Source organism: Geminocystis sp. NIES-3709 (genome assembly GCF_001548115.1).
In the GTDB taxonomy this organism is placed as follows: domain Bacteria; phylum Cyanobacteriota; class Cyanobacteriia; order Cyanobacteriales; family Cyanobacteriaceae; genus Geminocystis.
In genome coordinates this window covers 3,227,326-3,245,365 of the sequence record NZ_AP014821.1, presented here as the reverse complement: position 1 = coordinate 3,245,365, position 18,040 = coordinate 3,227,326, and the positions used below count along the sequence as shown (strand labels likewise).

General features: G+C 31.0%; 17 protein-coding genes and 1 tRNA gene. 9 read left to right on the top strand and 9 right to left on the bottom strand.

What is annotated here, in order from left to right:
* Positions 1-64: 64 nt before the first annotated feature.
* Genes GM3709_RS13860 through GM3709_RS13850 form a run of 3 tightly spaced genes read left to right on the top strand, consistent with a single transcriptional unit; the run spans position 65 to position 4,507 of the window.
* On the top strand, positions 65-487 hold the full coding sequence (locus GM3709_RS13860; RefSeq protein WP_066120404.1) for an ATP-binding protein: 423 nt from the start codon (positions 65-67) through the stop codon (positions 485-487).
* Positions 484-3,444: an amino acid adenylation domain-containing protein gene (locus GM3709_RS13855; protein WP_066120401.1), complete on the top strand. Its 2,961-nt coding sequence runs from the start codon at positions 484-486 to the stop codon at positions 3,442-3,444. Before GM3709_RS13860 ends, GM3709_RS13855 begins: the two co-directional genes overlap by 4 nt.
* Positions 3,425-4,507 carry a cache domain-containing protein gene (locus GM3709_RS13850; RefSeq protein WP_066120398.1) on the top strand — a complete coding sequence of 361 codons (1,083 nt, stop codon included), beginning with the start codon at positions 3,425-3,427 and terminating at the stop codon, positions 4,505-4,507. The genes GM3709_RS13855 and GM3709_RS13850 overlap by 20 nt, the downstream gene beginning before the upstream one ends.
* A gap of 203 nt (positions 4,508-4,710) precedes the next feature.
* On the opposite strand, the gene GM3709_RS13845 is transcribed toward GM3709_RS13850, so the two are convergent.
* The gene (locus GM3709_RS13845; RefSeq protein ID WP_082712913.1) at positions 4,711-5,550 is read right to left on the bottom strand and encodes an IS5 family transposase; all 840 of its coding nucleotides are present in this window, start codon (positions 5,548-5,550) and stop codon (positions 4,711-4,713) included.
* 133 nt (positions 5,551-5,683) lie between these two features.
* On the opposite strand from GM3709_RS13845, the gene GM3709_RS13840 reads away from it, so the two are divergent.
* The 3 genes from GM3709_RS13840 to GM3709_RS13830 all read left to right on the top strand — a co-directional run bounded on the left by GM3709_RS13840 (position 5,684) and on the right by GM3709_RS13830 (position 9,827).
* Entirely contained in the window at positions 5,684-7,498 is a 1,815-nt protein-coding gene (locus tag GM3709_RS13840; protein ID WP_231937570.1) for a response regulator, read from the top strand.
* A gap of 99 nt (positions 7,499-7,597) precedes the next feature.
* Entirely contained in the window at positions 7,598-7,960 is a 363-nt protein-coding gene (locus GM3709_RS13835) for a response regulator (protein WP_066120395.1), read from the top strand.
* A gap of 52 nt (positions 7,961-8,012) precedes the next feature.
* Positions 8,013-9,827, top strand: coding sequence for a SpoIIE family protein phosphatase (locus tag GM3709_RS13830; protein ID WP_066120392.1), 1,815 nt, complete (start codon positions 8,013-8,015; stop codon positions 9,825-9,827).
* On the opposite strand, the gene GM3709_RS13825 is transcribed toward GM3709_RS13830, so the two are convergent.
* On the bottom strand, positions 9,824-10,291 hold the full coding sequence (locus GM3709_RS13825) for a phosphate-starvation-inducible PsiE family protein (protein ID WP_082713010.1): 468 nt from the start codon (positions 10,289-10,291) through the stop codon (positions 9,824-9,826). The genes GM3709_RS13830 and GM3709_RS13825 overlap by 4 nt on opposite strands.
* A 220-nt stretch (positions 10,292-10,511) precedes the next feature.
* Between GM3709_RS13825 and GM3709_RS13820 the strand changes: the two genes are divergently transcribed.
* Together GM3709_RS13820 and GM3709_RS13815 are read left to right on the top strand one after the other, a co-directional pair.
* Positions 10,512-10,709 (top strand): hypothetical protein, encoded by a 198-nt coding sequence (locus GM3709_RS13820; protein WP_066120389.1) that lies wholly within the window; start codon positions 10,512-10,514, stop codon positions 10,707-10,709.
* Positions 10,710-10,826: 117 nt separating this feature from the next.
* Positions 10,827-10,898, top strand: a tRNA-Lys gene (locus tag GM3709_RS13815).
* Between the two features lie 162 nt (positions 10,899-11,060).
* On the opposite strand, the gene deoC is transcribed toward GM3709_RS13815, so the two are convergent.
* From deoC to GM3709_RS13800, 3 genes are all read right to left on the bottom strand, one after another.
* Positions 11,061-11,744 carry a deoxyribose-phosphate aldolase gene (gene deoC, locus GM3709_RS13810; protein WP_066120387.1) on the bottom strand — a complete coding sequence of 228 codons (684 nt, stop codon included), beginning with the start codon at positions 11,742-11,744 and terminating at the stop codon, positions 11,061-11,063.
* A 29-nt stretch (positions 11,745-11,773) separates the two neighbouring features.
* Positions 11,774-12,109, bottom strand: coding sequence for a DUF2973 domain-containing protein (locus tag GM3709_RS13805; RefSeq protein WP_066120385.1), 336 nt, complete (start codon positions 12,107-12,109; stop codon positions 11,774-11,776).
* A gap of 239 nt (positions 12,110-12,348) precedes the next feature.
* Positions 12,349-12,687 carry a DUF2605 domain-containing protein gene (locus GM3709_RS13800; protein ID WP_066120382.1) on the bottom strand — a complete coding sequence of 113 codons (339 nt, stop codon included), beginning with the start codon at positions 12,685-12,687 and terminating at the stop codon, positions 12,349-12,351.
* Positions 12,688-13,150: 463 nt separating this feature from the next.
* Here GM3709_RS13800 and hpnJ point away from each other — a divergent pair, with 463 nt between their 5' ends.
* Positions 13,151-14,578, top strand: coding sequence for a hopanoid biosynthesis associated radical SAM protein HpnJ (gene hpnJ / locus GM3709_RS13795; protein ID WP_066120379.1), 1,428 nt, complete (start codon positions 13,151-13,153; stop codon positions 14,576-14,578).
* 423 nt (positions 14,579-15,001) lie between these two features.
* Here the strand turns inward: hpnJ and GM3709_RS13790 are convergent, their stop codons facing one another.
* The 4 genes from GM3709_RS13790 to gloA all read right to left on the bottom strand — a co-directional run bounded on the left by GM3709_RS13790 (position 15,002) and on the right by gloA (position 18,002).
* On the bottom strand, positions 15,002-15,796 hold the full coding sequence (locus GM3709_RS13790) for an ABC transporter permease (protein WP_066120376.1): 795 nt from the start codon (positions 15,794-15,796) through the stop codon (positions 15,002-15,004).
* 67 nt (positions 15,797-15,863) lie between these two features.
* Complete coding sequence (locus GM3709_RS13785; RefSeq protein ID WP_066120373.1) at positions 15,864-17,012, bottom strand: DegT/DnrJ/EryC1/StrS aminotransferase family protein; 1,149 nt, start codon at positions 17,010-17,012, stop codon at positions 15,864-15,866.
* Positions 17,013-17,060: 48 nt separating this feature from the next.
* Positions 17,061-17,492, bottom strand: a complete 432-nt coding sequence (locus GM3709_RS13780; RefSeq protein ID WP_066120370.1) for a lipopolysaccharide assembly protein LapB — start codon at positions 17,490-17,492, stop codon at positions 17,061-17,063.
* Positions 17,493-17,570: 78 nt separating this feature from the next.
* A complete protein-coding gene (gene gloA, locus GM3709_RS13775) occupies positions 17,571-18,002 on the bottom strand; it encodes a lactoylglutathione lyase (RefSeq protein ID WP_066120365.1) in 432 nt (143 codons plus the stop codon).
* Positions 18,003-18,040: the final 38 nt, after the last annotated feature.

The window sequence follows — 18,040 nt, the reverse complement described above, 5'->3', positions numbered from 1 at the left end:
AGTCTATTTCTATTTAAAAAATTTTAAGCACGACAAAATCGTTTCTTCACAAACCTAATTTATTATGAGCGAAAAATTAACAGTATCTGCTACCTTAGATTCTCTCAAGATTATTACCGAATATATCGTTAAAGTCGCTAATATGGCTAATTTAGAAAAAAAAGCTATATATAAATTGCGTCTTGCCATTGATGAATTGGCTACTAATATTATTAATTATGGCTATTCAGAAGACGATCGAGAAAGTTATATTTTTTTTGAGTCAGAAATATCAGACAAGACGATCGTTATTACAATTCATGATTCTGGAATTCCTTTTGATCCCACCAGTAAACTGGAAGTAGAATCAGAAATGATTAATGTAGCGATCGACGATCGACCGATTGGAGGTTTAGGTATTTTTCTTGCTTTTGATGGAGTAGATGAGTTTTATTATGAAAGAGTAGATAATGAAAACATCAATATTTTAACTATTTATAGAAAATGAGCAACATTAATTGCATTCAAGATTTTTTTGAAAATATAGTCCAAAAAATTCCTTATAACATCGCTATTCTTACAGAAAATGAACAATTAACCTATCAGGAGTTACATCAAAAATCAAATCAGTTAGCTCATTATTTGAAAGGTTTAGAAATAGAAAAAAAAGAAGAAATTTTGGTCGGTATTTGCTTGGAAAGAAATGCTAATTTAATTATCTCACTTTTGGGAATTTTAAAGGCAGGGTTTGCCTACGTTCCTCTTGATCCTAACTATCCTCAAGATAGATTAGATTTCATGATTAAAGATTCTCAATTATCTATTTTAATCACTCAAGAATCTTTATCTAAAAATTTACCAAATCATTCCGCTATTAAAGTTAATTTAGATCAAGAACAAGATAATATTAATCGATATTCTACAACAAATATAACCCATACTGATAATATTAATAGCCTCGCTTATATTATTTACACTTCTGGCTCGACAGGACAACCAAAAGGAGTAGAAATTGAACATCGTAACACGATCGCATTTATTAATTGGGCGATCGATTTTTTCAGTTTAGAACAATTAAAAGGGGTTTTAGCTTCTACTTCTATTTGTTTTGATTTATCAATATTTGAGATTTTTGTACCGTTGAGTGTCGGCGGTAAAGTCATTTTAGTTGATAATATTTTACACCTCCCAGAATCCTCTCATGCTCAAGAAGTTACTCTCATTGATACTGTACCTAGTGCGATCGCATCTATTTGTAAAATTAATGGAATTCCCTCGTCAGTCACCACTGTAAATCTTGCTGGAGAAGCATTATCAAATAAAATAGTACAAGAAGTTTATAAGTTTAAACAGATTAAACAAGTATTTAACCTTTATGGCCCTTCCGAGGATACCACATTTTCCACCGTTGCTCTAATTCCCAAAGGTTATGACGATATTCCTCCTATTGGTAAACCTATCAGTCAAACGGAAGTATTATTATTAGACGAAAATTTACAAGTTGTACCTGAAGGAGAATTAGGAGAAATATATTTAACAGGTGCTGGTATCGCGAGGGGATACCGTAATCGAGAAGATTTGACTGCCGAGAGATTTTTACCTAATCCTTTCACTAATGATTCTAGTTCCAAAATGTACAAAACAGGTGATATAGCAGTATATTTACCGGATGGACAATTAAGATTTGTCGGGAGAAATGATCAATTAGTAAAAATTAGGGGTTTTCGAGTCGAATTAGGAGAGATTGAAGCGACTTTAGAAAAATATCCAAGTATTAGTAAAGCTGTTGTTATTTTATATAACTTTAATGAAGAAGATAAACGATTAATTGCTTATTTAACTCTTAGGAATCAGGGCAAAAAAGACAATATTATTTCTGCTATACAAGATTATTTAATCCATAAATTACCACCTCATGAAATTCCCTTTTCTTTTATTATTCTCTCAGAATTTCCTCAAACTCTGAATGGTAAAATCGATCGACGTGCCTTACCCATACCTCAAGAAGAAACATTAAGAAAAACATCTTATTCACCTCCGACAAACTCCATAGAAATTAAATTAACTCAAATGTGGCAAAAGTCATTAAATTTGCATTATATCGGCGTAAATGATGACTTTTTTGATCTCGGTGGTGATTCTTTAAAGGCGATCGTCCTTATGGATGAAATTAATACTTATTTTAATTGCCATATTTCGATCAATAAATTTTTAGAAAATTCAACTATTACTTGTTTAGCTGAAAATATTAAAGCAAAAAGTTATGTTAATTTATCCAAAGATGAATTAGAATTTATGAGGAAAGATGTAATTTTAAAATCAGATATTTTTCCAGAAAATAAATTTAATTTTAAAGAAAATAAAGATAATGTATTTTTAACAGGATCAACAGGTTTATTAGGAATACATTTATTATCTCAACTTTTAATAAATACCTCTTATAAAATTTATTGTTTGGTAAGAGAGAAAAAAAATATTGATACTTTAAAAAGAATTGAAAAAAGGCTAAAAAATAATCATCTTTGGGAGGAAAAATGGCACGATCGTATTATTCCTGTTATCGGTGATTTAGCGGAACCCAATTTAGGATTATCCATAGAAAAATTTAAAGAATTAGCTCAAAAAATAGACTTGATTTATCATTGTGGAGCATGGGTTAATATTGTTTATCCTTATTCTTTTTTGCGACGTGTCAATGTAAAAGGCACAGAAGAAATTATAAAATTAGCTTGTCATTTTAAAACAAAACCTATTTTTTATATCTCCACAACGGATGTCTTTTCTTCAGAAAAAATTACGTTTATTAAAACAGATCAAAAACCCGATGGACACTTTTTATGTGGAGGTTATGCGAAAAGTAAATATGTAGCAGAAAAATTATTAATAATGTCTCAATCAAGAGGTGTTCCTATCACTATTTTTCGACCTAGTAATATAATAAATTTTACTAAACCGAATTCATCTTTTAGTGCTGAATTTATTCCCAGAATGTTGAAAGGTTGCTTACAATTATCTCTTTTTCCCGATATAGATGCCATCGTGAATCTTGTCTCTGTGGACTATATTAGTAAAACGATCGTGTATTTATCTCAACAAGAATCGTCTCTAAATAATAGTTTTAATTTGGTTAATCCGAATCCTATTAAGTGGAGTACCTTATTACACTGGATGAAGAAAAATAATAGTAATATAGAGATCATATCCTATCAAAAATGGTATGAAAAATTACAAGAAATTATTCGCTCTAAAGTAGATAATGAACTAACACCCTTTTTAACCTTGCTAAAATCTGAGAATTTCTTACAACGATCGTTAGGCTCATTTGAGTTTCAAGAAGATAAAACATTACAAAATCTATTTAAGATAATTTCTTGTCCTTGTATAGAAGAAAAATTATTAAAGGCTTATTTTGCGGACTATTTAACACAACCTCTAATTAAAAATAATGGATACAGAATACATTAATAATCGAAACAAAACTAAAAAGATTTTTAATGAATCTTTAACAAAAAAAACTCTTATTAAAACAGTTATTTCCGTAGGGATAATAACGATTGTTTGTAATGGTTTAGGATTTATTTATTTAATGAAAAAAGTTAAAGATCACGCCATTAAAAATGTTAGAATTTATACAGAAGTAGTGGTCAAAAAAGAAAGTCAAATTTTCTTAGATTCTCAAAAAAATAATCAGAACATGAAAACATTTATAACGCAAGAGTTGGGAGTGAATTCTGTTCAAGATATTGAGAAATTTAATAAAATTTTAGTCAGAAGAAAAGATGGTACTATTCGAAATCTTCAGCCTTTTGATGATCAAAACACTCCCGGAGTTTTTCTAGGAAAAAATGTGCTGATCAATGATGAGATGAAAGAGCGAGTGATTGATTTTTTTCACATCGTTAAATCCTTTGGCAGAGCATGGGAAAATCATTTTGTTAATACCTATATTCAAATTCCTGAAAATGGCATTGTAATTTATATGCCTAACTATCCTTGGACAGAAAAAGCTACATCAGATAAAATAGTTACCACTGACGAGTCTTTTCAAATTACCACTAAAAAAAATAATCCCTCCAGAAAAACGGTTTGGACAAGTATTTATTATGATGCAACCCTAGAAGATTGGATGGTTTCTAGTGTCACTCCCATTGATGATACAAAAGGGAATCATATCGGTACTATTGGTCATGATATTCTCATTAGCGAATTACAAAAAAGCACTTTAGAAGAAAAAATAAATGGTACAGAAAATGTTATTTTCGATCGAAATGGAAGGTTTATTGTACATCCAGATTTAATGGAAGAAATTAAACAAAGTGATGGAAATATAACTATAGATGACATGATCAAAAAAACAGGAAATAAAACCTATGATTGGTCAGTTTTTTTTGAGTTAATGAAATCTATTGATCTGGAAGCACCCATCACAGAAGGAGCACTGTTACATAGTGAAAAAAATCAAGAATATTATGTTGTTAGTCAAATAGATGGTGCTGATTGGTATTGGGTGACGATCGTTCCTCAATAGATCTCTTGCAAAATTATAATGAACATAAAAAGATGATAGGATAAGACAAAATATTAGCAATCGCCTTTAATTTAATTAAAGAAAATAAGTGCCTTTATACAGTTAATCATAATTCTTGCTTATATAATTCTCAACCTAGGAAAGTAAATACCCATTGGCGATAAAATACACAAATTAATTTACTGGATTCTTTAATATAGTTCTTAAATAATAGCTATGTCTTTTTTCACTATTTCATAGTTATAAATTCCCGCAATTAAGTTGAATCTTAACCCAAATCTTTTTCTTTTATTTCTATATTTTTCTGATAGTATTCTAAATATTTTAAGTTTTCTATTTACATGTTCAATTACGATTCTTTGTCGATTTAACTCTCTATTTTTTCTTTTTTCTTCTTGGGTTAACTTTCTTTTTTTTGTTTTCTTTTTTGGTATTTCGCTTAATTTATGAATTTTTTCTATACCTTGATAACCTTTGTCTACTAAACACTTTATTTTTTCACTTAATGGTAATCTACTGTTTTTAAAAATTTTAAAATCATGTTCTCTTCCTCGTCCATTTACATAACAAATTATTTCCAAGGTATCTTTATTAACTACTAATTGTGCTTTAAATGTATGTTCCTTCTTTTTGCCACTATAGTAAATTTTTTGTCTTTTTTTTGGTCTTTCGATTGCTATTTCAGTAACATCTATTAATACTGCCTTAATTTCATTCTCTTTTTTTATCAATTCTTTTTTACCACCTAGGGAAAAATAACCTGATTTGAGCAAGATTTTTTCAATTTTATGAACTGTTCTACAAACCGTTGATTCTGAGATATTCCAGTACTCTGATATGTGAAAATAAGTTCGATATTCTCTCAAATATTCCAAGGTTACTAAAATCTGCTCGGACACTGTTAATTTGCTTTTCCTTCCTCTTTTGTGATTGTTTTGTTCTTTTTTGACTATTTCTACTAAAAGATTATAGGTTTCTTTTTTTACTCCAAATCTCCTTTTAAACTTTTCTGGCTTTAATTTTTTTATTCTCTCAAGTTTCATAATTAAATCTTATACTTAAGGTATCCTCCATCGCCCAAAATTATAGATTATTCTGGTTAATCCTATCTCGTATTTAATTTTGCAAGAGGTCTAATCATGGTTAAATTTCCAAGTATTTGTTATTGCTAGAAGTATGGTAGTGGTAGGAATTTTATCTTTAACCGCTATCATTATTATTATCTATTCTTTGATTAAAAAAGAGATTGAAAAACCGCTTACAGAATTAATGTCTGCAACCGATCGTATTGCTCAAGGAAATTTAGATTTTCAGATAGAAATTAATCGCAAAGATGAATTAGGACATCTAGGATTTTTGTTTAATCAAATGGCACAAAAATTACAGGAATCTTTTGCATTTTTAGCGACAACAAATCAAGAATTAGAAACAAGAGTAAAAAATCGTACTCATCAATTAGAAGAAGCCAAAGAAATCGCCGAAGAAGCAAATCGTGCGAAAAGTTCATTTTTAGCCAATATGAGTCACGAATTAAGAACTCCTTTAAATGCCATTATCGGTTATAGCGAGTTATTAGAAGAAGAAGCCGAAGACATGGGAGAAGAAGAATTTGTCGAAGATTTAAAAAAAATACAGGGTGCTGGAAAACATTTATTAGGTTTAATTAATGATATTTTAGATATTTCTAAAATTGAAGCCGGAAAGATGGAATTATACTTAGAACATTTTGAAATAAGCAAAATTATTCAAGAAATTGTTGTTACAATTCAACCCTTAATGGAAAAAAATAATAATGTCTTTGAAGTTAATTATTCTGATAATTTGGGATTTATGACGGCAGATATTACCAAAATTAGACAAAATATGTTTAATTTGTTGAGTAATGCTAGTAAATTTACTAAAGATGGAGTAATTACTATGACGATCGATCGTTATGTCAAAGATAACAAAGATTGGATTTTATTTGAAATTAAAGATACTGGTATTGGCATGAATCCGAGCCAACAAGCCAAATTATTTAATGCTTTTTCTCAAGCGGATGCTTCTACCACTAGGAAATATGGTGGTACTGGTTTAGGTTTAACTATTACTAAAAAATTTACGGAGATGATGGGAGGTTATATTCTTTTAGACAGTGAAGAAGGAAAAGGAACTACATTTACATCTCATATACCTGCCGAAGTCACGGACATTAAATCCGAGATTCAAAAAGTTACGATCGAATTATCTACCGATGAATCGAATATTGAACAACCCATGAAAAAAATTCTCGTCATTGACGATGATATAAGTACTCATGATGTAATAACCCACTTTTTGAGTGATGGACATTTTCAGATTACTTCTACTACCAATCCTGCTGAAGCCTTACAATTAGCACGTCAAATTAAACCAGATGTCATTATTTTAGACGTTGTTATGCCCAAAATTGATGGTTGGTCTGTTTTAAGTCAACTAAAAGCTGATCCTGATTTAGCTTCTATTCCCGTGGTAATGGCAACTTTTCTCAGCGATCGAAGTATGGGCTATACATTAGGGGCTACGGATTATTTAACAAAACCGTTAAATCAAAATCAATTGAAAAATATTTTAGGAAAATACAACTCATTATCTGAGAAAACAATCATGATAGTAGATGACGATGAAACAACTCGAAAAATGATGCGCCGATTATTAGAAAAAGAAGGTTGGCAAGTCGTGGAAGCTCAAGACGGAGAAGATGGATTAAACAAAATTAAAATTAATATTCCTAAATTAATCTTATTAGATTTAATGATGCCCAAAATAGACGGATTTCAATTTGTTAGTCTTTTACGGCAAAATCCTGATTGGGCAAAAATTCCTGTTATAATTATTAGCGCTAAAGATATTAGTGAAAAAGAACGACAACAATTAAATTCTTATGTAGAAGATATTATTAAAAAAGGTGCTTACGATCGTCAATCTTTACTGAAAGAAATTCATCATTTAATTGAACAAGCGACCTCATAAAAAATCTTTAATTATGATTTTAACATCATTAAAATAATAGATTTAAAAAAAGTTTAAAAATAAAAATTATATAATTATTAAGGAGTTTAAATTTATTTTATGTACAAGATTTTATTAGTAGAAGATAATGAAATGAATCGTGATATGTTATCTCGTAGATTAAAACGAAAAGGCTATGAAATTATTATTGCTGTTGATGGTAATGAAGGCATTGAAAAAGCTATCTCAGAAAAACCCGATTTAATATTGATGGATATGAGCTTACCTATCATTGACGGTTGGACAGCAACTCAACAATTAAAACAAAAAGAGGACACTAAATCTACTCCCATTATTGCCTTAACGGCTCACGCTATGGCTGGAGATCATCAAAAAGCCATCGATGCTGGATGTGATGACTATGATACAAAACCAATTGAATTACCAAGATTATTAAGTAAAATAGAGTTTTTTCTTTCTTAATTTTTCTTTTTTATATATAACAATTTTTTATATTGAAATCAACAATTTAATAATGACTAATTTTGAAACAAATATTCATGAACATCATCTCGTAAAATCATCTTTAGTAGCAAACTTAAGACATGACTTGCGCACTCCTGTTAACGCGATTTTAGGCTATAGTGAAATGCTGTTAGAAGATCTTAATGATGTTGATTATTCCGAATCCGAGCTTGAAAATTTAGATGATAAAAATTCGATCGTCATACAGCGCCATTTTATGATCGAGCAATTAGAGATTATCCACAATAATGGCCAAGAAATATTATCGATAATTAATCAACTTTTAATTGAAAATAAAGAAGATAATTCCCCAGAAGAGTTGAAGAATAAATTACACGAATTAAAAGAAGTCATGATTCCCTTAACTTTTCCAATCATAGAAAAGTGTGAACAATTAAAAATTAATCAAAAAAATGAGGATTTTCTTAGTGACATAGAAAGAATTTATAGCTCAACAATTCGCCTTAATACTTTTCTTTCAGAAATTGAAAAATTAAATTTTTTAAACATTTCTGAAGATAGTAAAAATTTATCCCATATTCCTATAAACAATTTTGTCACCATAAGATACCCCAAATCTGTAGAGAATATTGATAAAAAAATTACCGGACATATTTTAGTCGTAGATGATAATAAAAATAATCGAGATTTACTCTTTACCCAATTGACAAGAGAAGGTTATACTGTTAGCACCTCTATCGATGGGCGAGAGGCTTTAGAAATGATTGCTCAAAAAAACTATGATTTAATATTATTAGATCTATTAATGCCAGAAATTGATGGGTATCAAGTATTAGAAAATATTAAACAAGACGAAAAGAAAAAACATATTCCCGTCATTATGATTTCTGCCCTTGATGAAATGGAAAACGTTATTCGTTGTATCGAAATTGGTGCAGAAGATTACCTTCCAAAACCATTTAATAAAACTTTATTAAAAGCAAGAATTGGAGCATCTTTAGAGAAAAAAAATCTCAGAGATAGAGAAGTTGAATATACAAAAAAATTAAATATAGAATTAGATAAAGGGCGAGAAATGCAGTTAAACTTTTTACCTTCTCAACCCCTAAAACTACCAAATTGGGAAATAGCCTCTTTTTTCAAACCAGCCCGTCAAGTTGCTGGAGATTTTTATGATACTTTTACATTATCTAATCACAATGTGGTTTTAGTATTAGCAGATGTCTGCGATAAGGGAGTCGGTGCTGCATTATTTATGGGACTTTTTCGTAGTTTAATTCGTATTTTCTCCCGTCGATATTCCATTGACGGAAATCCCACAGACATATTAGAAAATTATAAACCGTCTAAAACAGGTTGGATAAGCTCAGATAATACAACTAATCTAGTTCACTTAAATGCCCTTCAATCTGTTAGTTTAACTAACGATTATGTTGCCGATAATCACGGAGATTTAGGGATGTTTGCTACTATGTTTGTGGGAATTTTAGATCCAGAAACTGGGTTATTAACCTATATTAATGGTGGTCATGAGTCTTTAACCATCATAGATTCTCATGGAAATATAAAAAATAAACTTCACTCTACGGGGGCGGCAGTAGGTATGATGGCGGATATGATTTTTGACATCAAACAAATCTATTTAGAGTCCGGAGATATACTTTTTGGTAATACTGATGGAGTGACAGATGCTCGATCGATTACTAGAGAGTTTTTCCGTGAAGAAAGATTAGAAGAAATTTTACGACAACCTTTCAATTCTGCTCAATTGTTAGTAAATACGATCGAAAATAAAGTTTTACAACATATTGGTACAGCAGATCAATTTGATGATATAACCATGTTAGCCATTAGAAGAAATTAAAACTTTTTCTGATTATTATTATTAGCATACCGAATTAAACAATAACTAATTGCTAAACAAATAATAGCTAATCCTAAAGAAATAAGATCAATTTTTTGATATTTATTAGGATCAAAAATGATAATTTTTCTAGCTACAGCAATTAATGCAGTAGTTAAAACTAATTCCAACTGTACAATATGTTTCCTAAGATAAACTGTTATATTTTCCAAAAGTTCCAAGGCAATTAAAATATTTAAGAAAAACCCAAAAAGTTCTATCAAAGTATGATTAAAAAAGCCCACAGGTTCTTGTTTAAACAAATCAGTCATTAAAACTATTATGAGATCATATAAAGAAACAAAAATAACAATAATTAATCCTAAAGAAAGAACTTTAGACACAAAATTTTCTGTGATATGAATTAATTTTAAAAAATTTCTATCTTTAAACAATTCTTGAAGCCAAACCAAAATTTTACCCATATTTATATTAAACTACTTTAAAAAATTAAAATGATTTATAATATTTAAAATCAAAAAGAAAAGATAAATAAAACATCATGAAACTACCTTAAATTTTATTAATTTGTTGATTAATTTGTAGGAACGATATTTATTAACTTATATAAAAGTATTATTGACTAAAATGAAAAAAAATGATAAAGTTTATCAGTGAAAATCAGCAATATTAAATCAAAATACCATGACTCTCAACTCAAATAGCTTAACTCAGCCCATTAAAGATGATGTTCGTGATTATGTTGCTCATTTACAATTACACATGAGTCTTCAGTCCCGTAATCTATTACCCCATATTAATCAAGTCAAAGATAGTCGTGATAATTTACTTTATCAAACTCAGGTACAAATAGAAAAATTAACTTCTCGTGAATTAGCCTAAACTTATTTAATGACTTTACCTGTAAATTAACTTGTCAGAAAAATTATTTATGCCCTTGCATCTTTTTTAAAAGTTCGTTATGATAGTTACTGTTGCGAAAATTAAACAGCAACAAAGGGGTCGCTAGCTCAGCGGTAGAGCACTCGGCTTTTAACTGATTGGTCCTGAGTTCGAATCTCAGGCGACCCATTTTTATACTCTTTTTAAACAGTATATTACTTTTAAAATTCAGATAGTATTTAGTCCTTCTTTATTAGAAATTTATTGACATTATTTAGCTTAATATTTAGTACTATTAATTTCAGTAATTCATCTTAAGTTTTATCTTTTTCAAAATATTCTTTAAGTAAATTATTTATCTTCATCAACCCCTCCTTTTTGTTGTTTAACTAATTCTACTCCTTGGGAAGTACCTAACCGAGTCGCCCCAGCGTTAATAAGAGCGATCGCTTGTTCTAAATGACGAATGCCTCCAGAAGCCTTTATTTGTACTTGTCCTTTAGCAATTTCACTCAATAACTTAACATCTTCAACAGTAGCACCACCAAACCATCCTGTAGAAGTTTTCAAAAAACTAACCCCAGCATCCATACAAATTTCGGCGGCAATTCTTTTTTCTCTATCAGTTAAACGGCTTGTTTCTAAAATTGCTTTTATTACTTGCCCAGTTTCTTCACAGATAGAAGCTATTTCTTGATAAATTTGCTCTGATTTTCCCTCTTTTAACCAACTGAGATTGATCACTATATCTAATTCTACCGCCCCATTTTCTACTGCTTCTTGGGCTTCGTAAAGTTTGGTGCGAGAAGTAGTAGCACCCGTGGGAAAACCGATTACTGTAGCGACTTTTGAGGAACTATTATAAAGTAATTCTGTAGCTTTTTTCACTGCTTGAGGATAGACGCACACGGCAGGAAAATTATATTGCATTACCTGATGACAACATTGCTCCAATTCCTTGGTTGTTGCCATCGGATTTAGCAGGGCATGATCTATATAATGGGCTATATTAATATCTGTAGCTGAAATTACCATTGTTTTTTGATCAAACTGTTATCATTTATTTATACATCATCTTCGGCAGGTCTGGTTTGACTAGGAGAGGATTCATAAATGGAATCGAGTCTTTGACGAGCATCTTCTACAGATACAGAACGAATCACTAATAATGGTTCATTAATGGGTTTTCCTTGCTCATCAAACAATTCTGGATGAGTCGCTTGATACATTCTATTGGGATACGATCGAGGTGAGCCATTTTGCGATCGCACAGGTCTGGGAGTGTCCGTCCATGATCCTCTTTGAGACTCACCACTAATACTAATTAAACTACGGATTAGATTGCTAATGGCAAAAAAAGCAATTACAGTAAAAGCTAAAATATAAACTAAATGTAACATTTAAACCTCCAAATAATAGTCAAAAACTGAGTTTTTAAGTAAAAAAATATTAAAAATATAGCCGTCTCATTTAAGTTGTGGTAATTATTTTATAGAATAAGAAGGTAGTGGTAATATTTCCAGAACTTTTCACTATCAATTAATTTACTACGAATCATCTAAGATTGCTATATAAAAAGTACGATCGAAAATAAGAAAAAATTAATTATCGATGGATAATTATTCACTATTGCCTTATTTTATTGGTCATTATCCATTGTTAATTGTTCATTGGTTGTACGCCATTTTCTTGCTATTTGCCAACATTGGGCTACCAACTGATGCCAAGACATCAATATTTTAGTGTCAATGCCGACTTGACCTTCAGTAACTTTAAAAAGCAGAATAGAAGTCTGAACTTCATCTTGAGCCTGTTTAATTTTCTGGAGGAGATTTCCTTGTTCATCAGAAGATAAAAAAGGCATTGTCTCGGATTCTAATAAAGACACGCAGCGAGAAAACCAATAATTAAAGTCTTCCAATAAAGGAGCTAATACTTGTTTTAAAAGTTCTTTTTCTGTTGGTTCAGATGAGTGCATGGTGAAAATTTTATCTTTATATATTTTACTATTCTATTAGTTATCTTAACTAACTTTACATAAATTTACACTTTTCTCATTATTTCAAAGTTTAGATGTTGCATCGAGACAAGAAAGATTTAATATATAAAATGTTAAAAATCAATTTTAATACTTTTTTCATCAATTACTATTAATTTTTCATTTATTACTTGATATTTTGTTTAGCTTGATAAAAAATTTATACCCTAACTACTCAAAAGATGGCAAATTATTTGATAACTTTTTTAGCTGATGGTGTGGTGAGTAGGATTTTATAATTGTTAACCTATGTTAAGCAATAGTAGAATAATCATAAATTATCATTACTATTTTTATCTTGAAACTTTCAAAAAATCAGTTATGAACAATCTTTGTGTCTGTTGCTATGGAAATCGTCCAAGCTGAAACGTTGTTTATCCTATCGTATATTTAGTTTGAAATAATGAAAAAAACTCTTTTTCTCAATCCTCCTTCTTTTGATGGTTTTGACGGTGGCGCAGGGGCTAGGTATCAAGCAAAACGGGAAATTACCTCTTTTTGGTATCCTACATGGTTAGCACAACCTGCGGCATTAGTAGAAGGCAGTAAGTTAATTGATGCACCACCCCACAGTCAAAGTGTCGATGATGTCTTAAAAATCGCTAAGGATTATGAGTTGGTGATTATGCACACTAGCACCCCTTCTTTAGCTAATGATGTAAAATGTGCTGAGGCGATTAAAGCTCAAAATCCTGATACTGTGATTGGTTTCATTGGCGCTCATGTGGCGGTTTTACCAGAAAAAACTCTCCAAGATAATCCTATTCTCGATTTTGTTTGCCGTAACGAATTTGACTATACTTGTAAGGAAGTTGCTGAAGGAAAAAATTTTAGTGATATTAAAGGTTTAAGTTATCGAGATATTAACGGTAATATTGTTCATACTCCTGAAAGAGATTTAATTCATGATTGGGATGCAATGCCTAGTGTTTTACCCATCTACGCTAGGGATTTAGACATCAAAAAATATTTTATCGGTTATCTTTTACATCCTTACATCTCTTTTTATACAGGTAGAGGTTGCCCGGCAAAATGTAGTTTCTGTTTATGGCCTCAAACTATTGGCGGACACAACTATAGAGCAAAAAGTCCTGAAGCAGTTGGGAAGGAAATGGAAATGGCAAAGAGTCTTTTTGGCAATTCTGTGCAAGAATATATGTTTGATGATGATACTTTTACGATCGATAAACCACGGGCGATCGCTATTAGTGAACATTTAAAACGCTTAAAATTAACATGGAGTTGTAATGCTCGTGCCAATCTCGATTATGATACACTTAAACAATTGAGAGATAACGGTTTAAGATTATTATTGGTGGGTTTTGAATCAGGGAATCAAGAGATTTTAGATGGTATTAAAAAAGGTATTAAGCTAGAAGTTGCTCGTAAATTTATGGATAATTGCCGTAAGTTGGGCATTAAGGTTCATGGTACGTTTATTATTGGCTTACCTAATGAAAGTCAAGAAACCATTGAGGAAACTATCCGTTTTGCCTGTGAAGTAAGTCCTCATACAATACAAGTATCGATCGCTGCTCCCTATCCGGGTACAGAATTATACCGCCAAGCCTTAGAGAATAACTGGTTTAGTGAGCAAAATTTGATTTCTTCTTCTGGCATTCAAACTTCAACCTTAGCTTACCCTAATCTTTCTTCTACTCAAATTGAGGATGCAGTAGAACAAATGTACAGGCGTTTTTATTTTCGTCCTCAAGCTATCATACCGATCGTATCAGAAATGTTAACGGATCCACAAATGTTAGTGAGACGTTTACGAGAAGGAAAAGAATTTTTTAGCTATTTAAAAGAAAGACAGATGGTGAATAATTAGAGTCTGCTGAAAAAGTTTTTTGGTGAGGAAGAGGTGTTAGGTATTAGGTGTTAGGTATTAGGTTAAATAGTTATAAATCAAGGTGTTTAGCCTAATTCTTGCCCTTATAAGGTATTTAGTACTACGCTATCATTTCGATAAAAATCCTCAGAAAATGTGAAATTTTTGAGTAAAATTTGGGAAAACGGCGCATTTTTTACCCTTTGTATTATCCCTTAACCCTTGATTTTTAAGCTTTTTGATTTATTCAGCAAACCCTAATTAGGAATTAGGAATTGAGTCGCTTTAGCAGACTTGTGTTGTTAGGGTTAAAATTTATCTCAACGGGGGTTATTAATTGTACTTATAAAATCTCTATGATTCCACAATTTTTCTGACTCCGATCTCTTTCCCTCACCAAAAAATTTGTTGATCAACTTCTAATTATTTACGGCTAAATCTAAGAGTTTCGATCGACTGAGAAGTTAAAAATAAACCGAGAATAATATAGCTCAAAAAAACAATTAAATTGCTTGTTTCAAAAATGCCTTTGACAAAATTTTCATAGTTTTTTAATATAGAAAAATGAGCAATTATTTCTCCCAATGTTCCCCCCATCAGATTCCCAATACCATCTAAAATAGAGATAAAAATTACTAAAGTAAAAGTCATAATTGCCGAAAAAATAGTGCTATCTGTTAAAGATGAAATAAACATTCCTAAAGATAAAATAGATGCGGCCATTAAAATTAATCCTAAGTGTGCCAAAAAGATTACTTGAGGATTAATAGGAGGACTTGCCCCTTGAAATGCGATCGCTTCATAGAGTAAAATTGGCATAATCATTGTTATAAAAAATAACAAAACTCCTAATAATTTTCCTACTGCTACTACCCAATTAAATACTGGAGAAGTTGCTAAAAGTTCGATCGTGCCTCTTTTCCTTTCTTCTGCATATAAACCCATCGATAAAACGGGTAAAATGAAAATAGTTAGTGAGCCAATAATGCCAAAAAATATTTGCATAAATTCATAAACCACATCAATAGGAACTTGACTCCCCATTTGTTCTTGTGCATTTACTGATTGAATAATACCTTGTTCACTTAAGAGAATAAAAACAAAAAATACTCCTGAAATAAACCAAAAAATACCTGCAACACTAAAGGCTAAAGGAGAGGAAAAATAACCTTGTAATTCTTTTTGTAAAATGGCAATTATATTATTAATTATCTTCATTATTAGTATTTTTATTTAATAAATTCTGATGGAAGTAAAAGACAGGATAAAGAATTTAAAATTTGATTTATTCAAAATTATTAATTGCCTTAGCAACTTCTTCGACATTTTCTAAAGATAATTCGGGATAAATCGGCAAACTTAATACTTCCTCGGCTAATTTCATGGATATAGGATTAGGTGAATATTGCCCTTGATAAACTGGTAATTGATCTTGAGGAATAGGATAATAGATCATAGTACCAATGCCTAAATTTCCTAAATATTCTTTTAGTTTTTCTCTTTTTCCATTGGTAACTCTAATGGTGTATTGATGAAAAACATGACCTTTACTAATAATTGGAGTAATAATATTTGGATTATTTGCTAATAATTGATTATAACTTTTTGCAATATTTCTTCTCGCACTATTCCAGTGATCAATATACTTTAATTTAATTCTTAAGATACAGGCTTGTAAACTGTCCAAACGGGAATTATAACCTAATAATTCATTGTGATAATTTTTCTTTGCTCCATGAAGATGCAACATTTTTGCTAATTCAGCAATATTATCATCATTAGTAACAATCATACCTCCATCTCCATAAGCACCTAAATTCTTGGTTGGATAAAAGGAATAAGCCCCTACATCACCAATCCCACCGACATATTTTCCTGTTAATGCCTTTCTTTCACTCTCATCACAAGTGGTATCACATCCGATACAATCTTCATGATAGACTGCCCCAAAAGCCTGAGCGCAATCTTCAATAACTTTTAAGTCATATTCTTTTGCAATACTCATTATTTGCGACATCGCCGCAGGTTGCCCATAGAGATGTACAGGAATAATTGCTTTCGTTTTAGTGGTGATTTTGTCCTTGATAGTAGTAGGATCAATGTTAAAACTATCGGATTGAATATCGGCAAAAATAGGTTTTGCACCTACTAAACTAACGGATTCGGCAGTGGCGTAAAATGAAAAAGAAGTGGTAATTACTTCATCTCCCGCACCAATATTTAAAGCTCGTAGAGCAATAATTAGAGCATCTGTACCAGAGTTTACCCCGATCGCATATTTAACTCCCAAATACTGGGCAATTTCTGTCTCTAACAGTTGAACTTCAGGTCCTAATACAAACTGAGTGGATTCTAACACACGGGCGATCGCACTGTCAATTTCCCCTTTTAGTTGCTGATATTGAGGCTTTAAATCAAGAACAGGAATTTTCATGAAAAGGTTGCTATGAAAAAGTAACAAAGATTAACCTTAGAGTTTACACTATTTCTTCTCATTGTTATCAGGAATATTAGAAGAATTGGGAGGGGGGGGAGTCTTGGTTTTTTCTTGTGCTAAACCTTGTTTAATAATCTTTAAAACTTCTTGATAACGTTGGTTATCCGGTTGAATTGTTACCAATTTTTCCACTAAAGGTAAAGCTGTTGATAAATTGCGCAATTGTAGATGAATCTCGACTAATTTTTCAAGGGCAAAAACGTTATCAGGTTCTTTAGCCAATACTAATTCATAACCTTTCATTTCTTTGCGCAAAATCGCCTCCGGAGATAAATTTTCTTCTTGAGTATTCGCAATAGGAGTTTGAGGTTTAGTAATCATGTTAATTACTTCAGAAGCGGAAAACCAAAAAAAAGATATACCAGACAGAATGATAATACCTTTTTTAAAAATTTCTTTGGGACTCGTTTTTGTCATAAGATTAAATATATATAGTCAAAAGAAGCGATCGTATTATCACATACAAAGAACTCGATCGCCCTTCAGGAAAAATAGTTATACTGTTAGGGTTTCTTGAGGTTTAGATTCATGATTAGCCCCTTGAGTGCCAATTTGAATTAACTCTATTTTATAACCGTCCGGATCTTCTACAAAAGCAATAACTGTTGTACCGTGTTTCATAGGGCCTGCTTCTCTTGTTACTTTACCACCTAATGACTTAATTCGATCGCAAGTACCGTAAATATCATCAACTCCCAGTGCAATGTGACCATAACCAGTACCAATATCATAACTGTTGGTGTCCCAATTATGAGTAAGTTCGATGACGGTGTTATCTGCTTCATCGCCATAACCAACAAAAGCAAGAGTAAATTTACCGTTGGGGTAGTTTTTTTGACGTAAAAGTTTCATTCCCAAAACGTTGCAGTAGAAATCAAGGGATTTTTCTAAATGCCCTACCCTTAACATTGTGTGTAAAATACGCATAGTAATTAATAGTTAATAATGAATAATTTTATCATAAG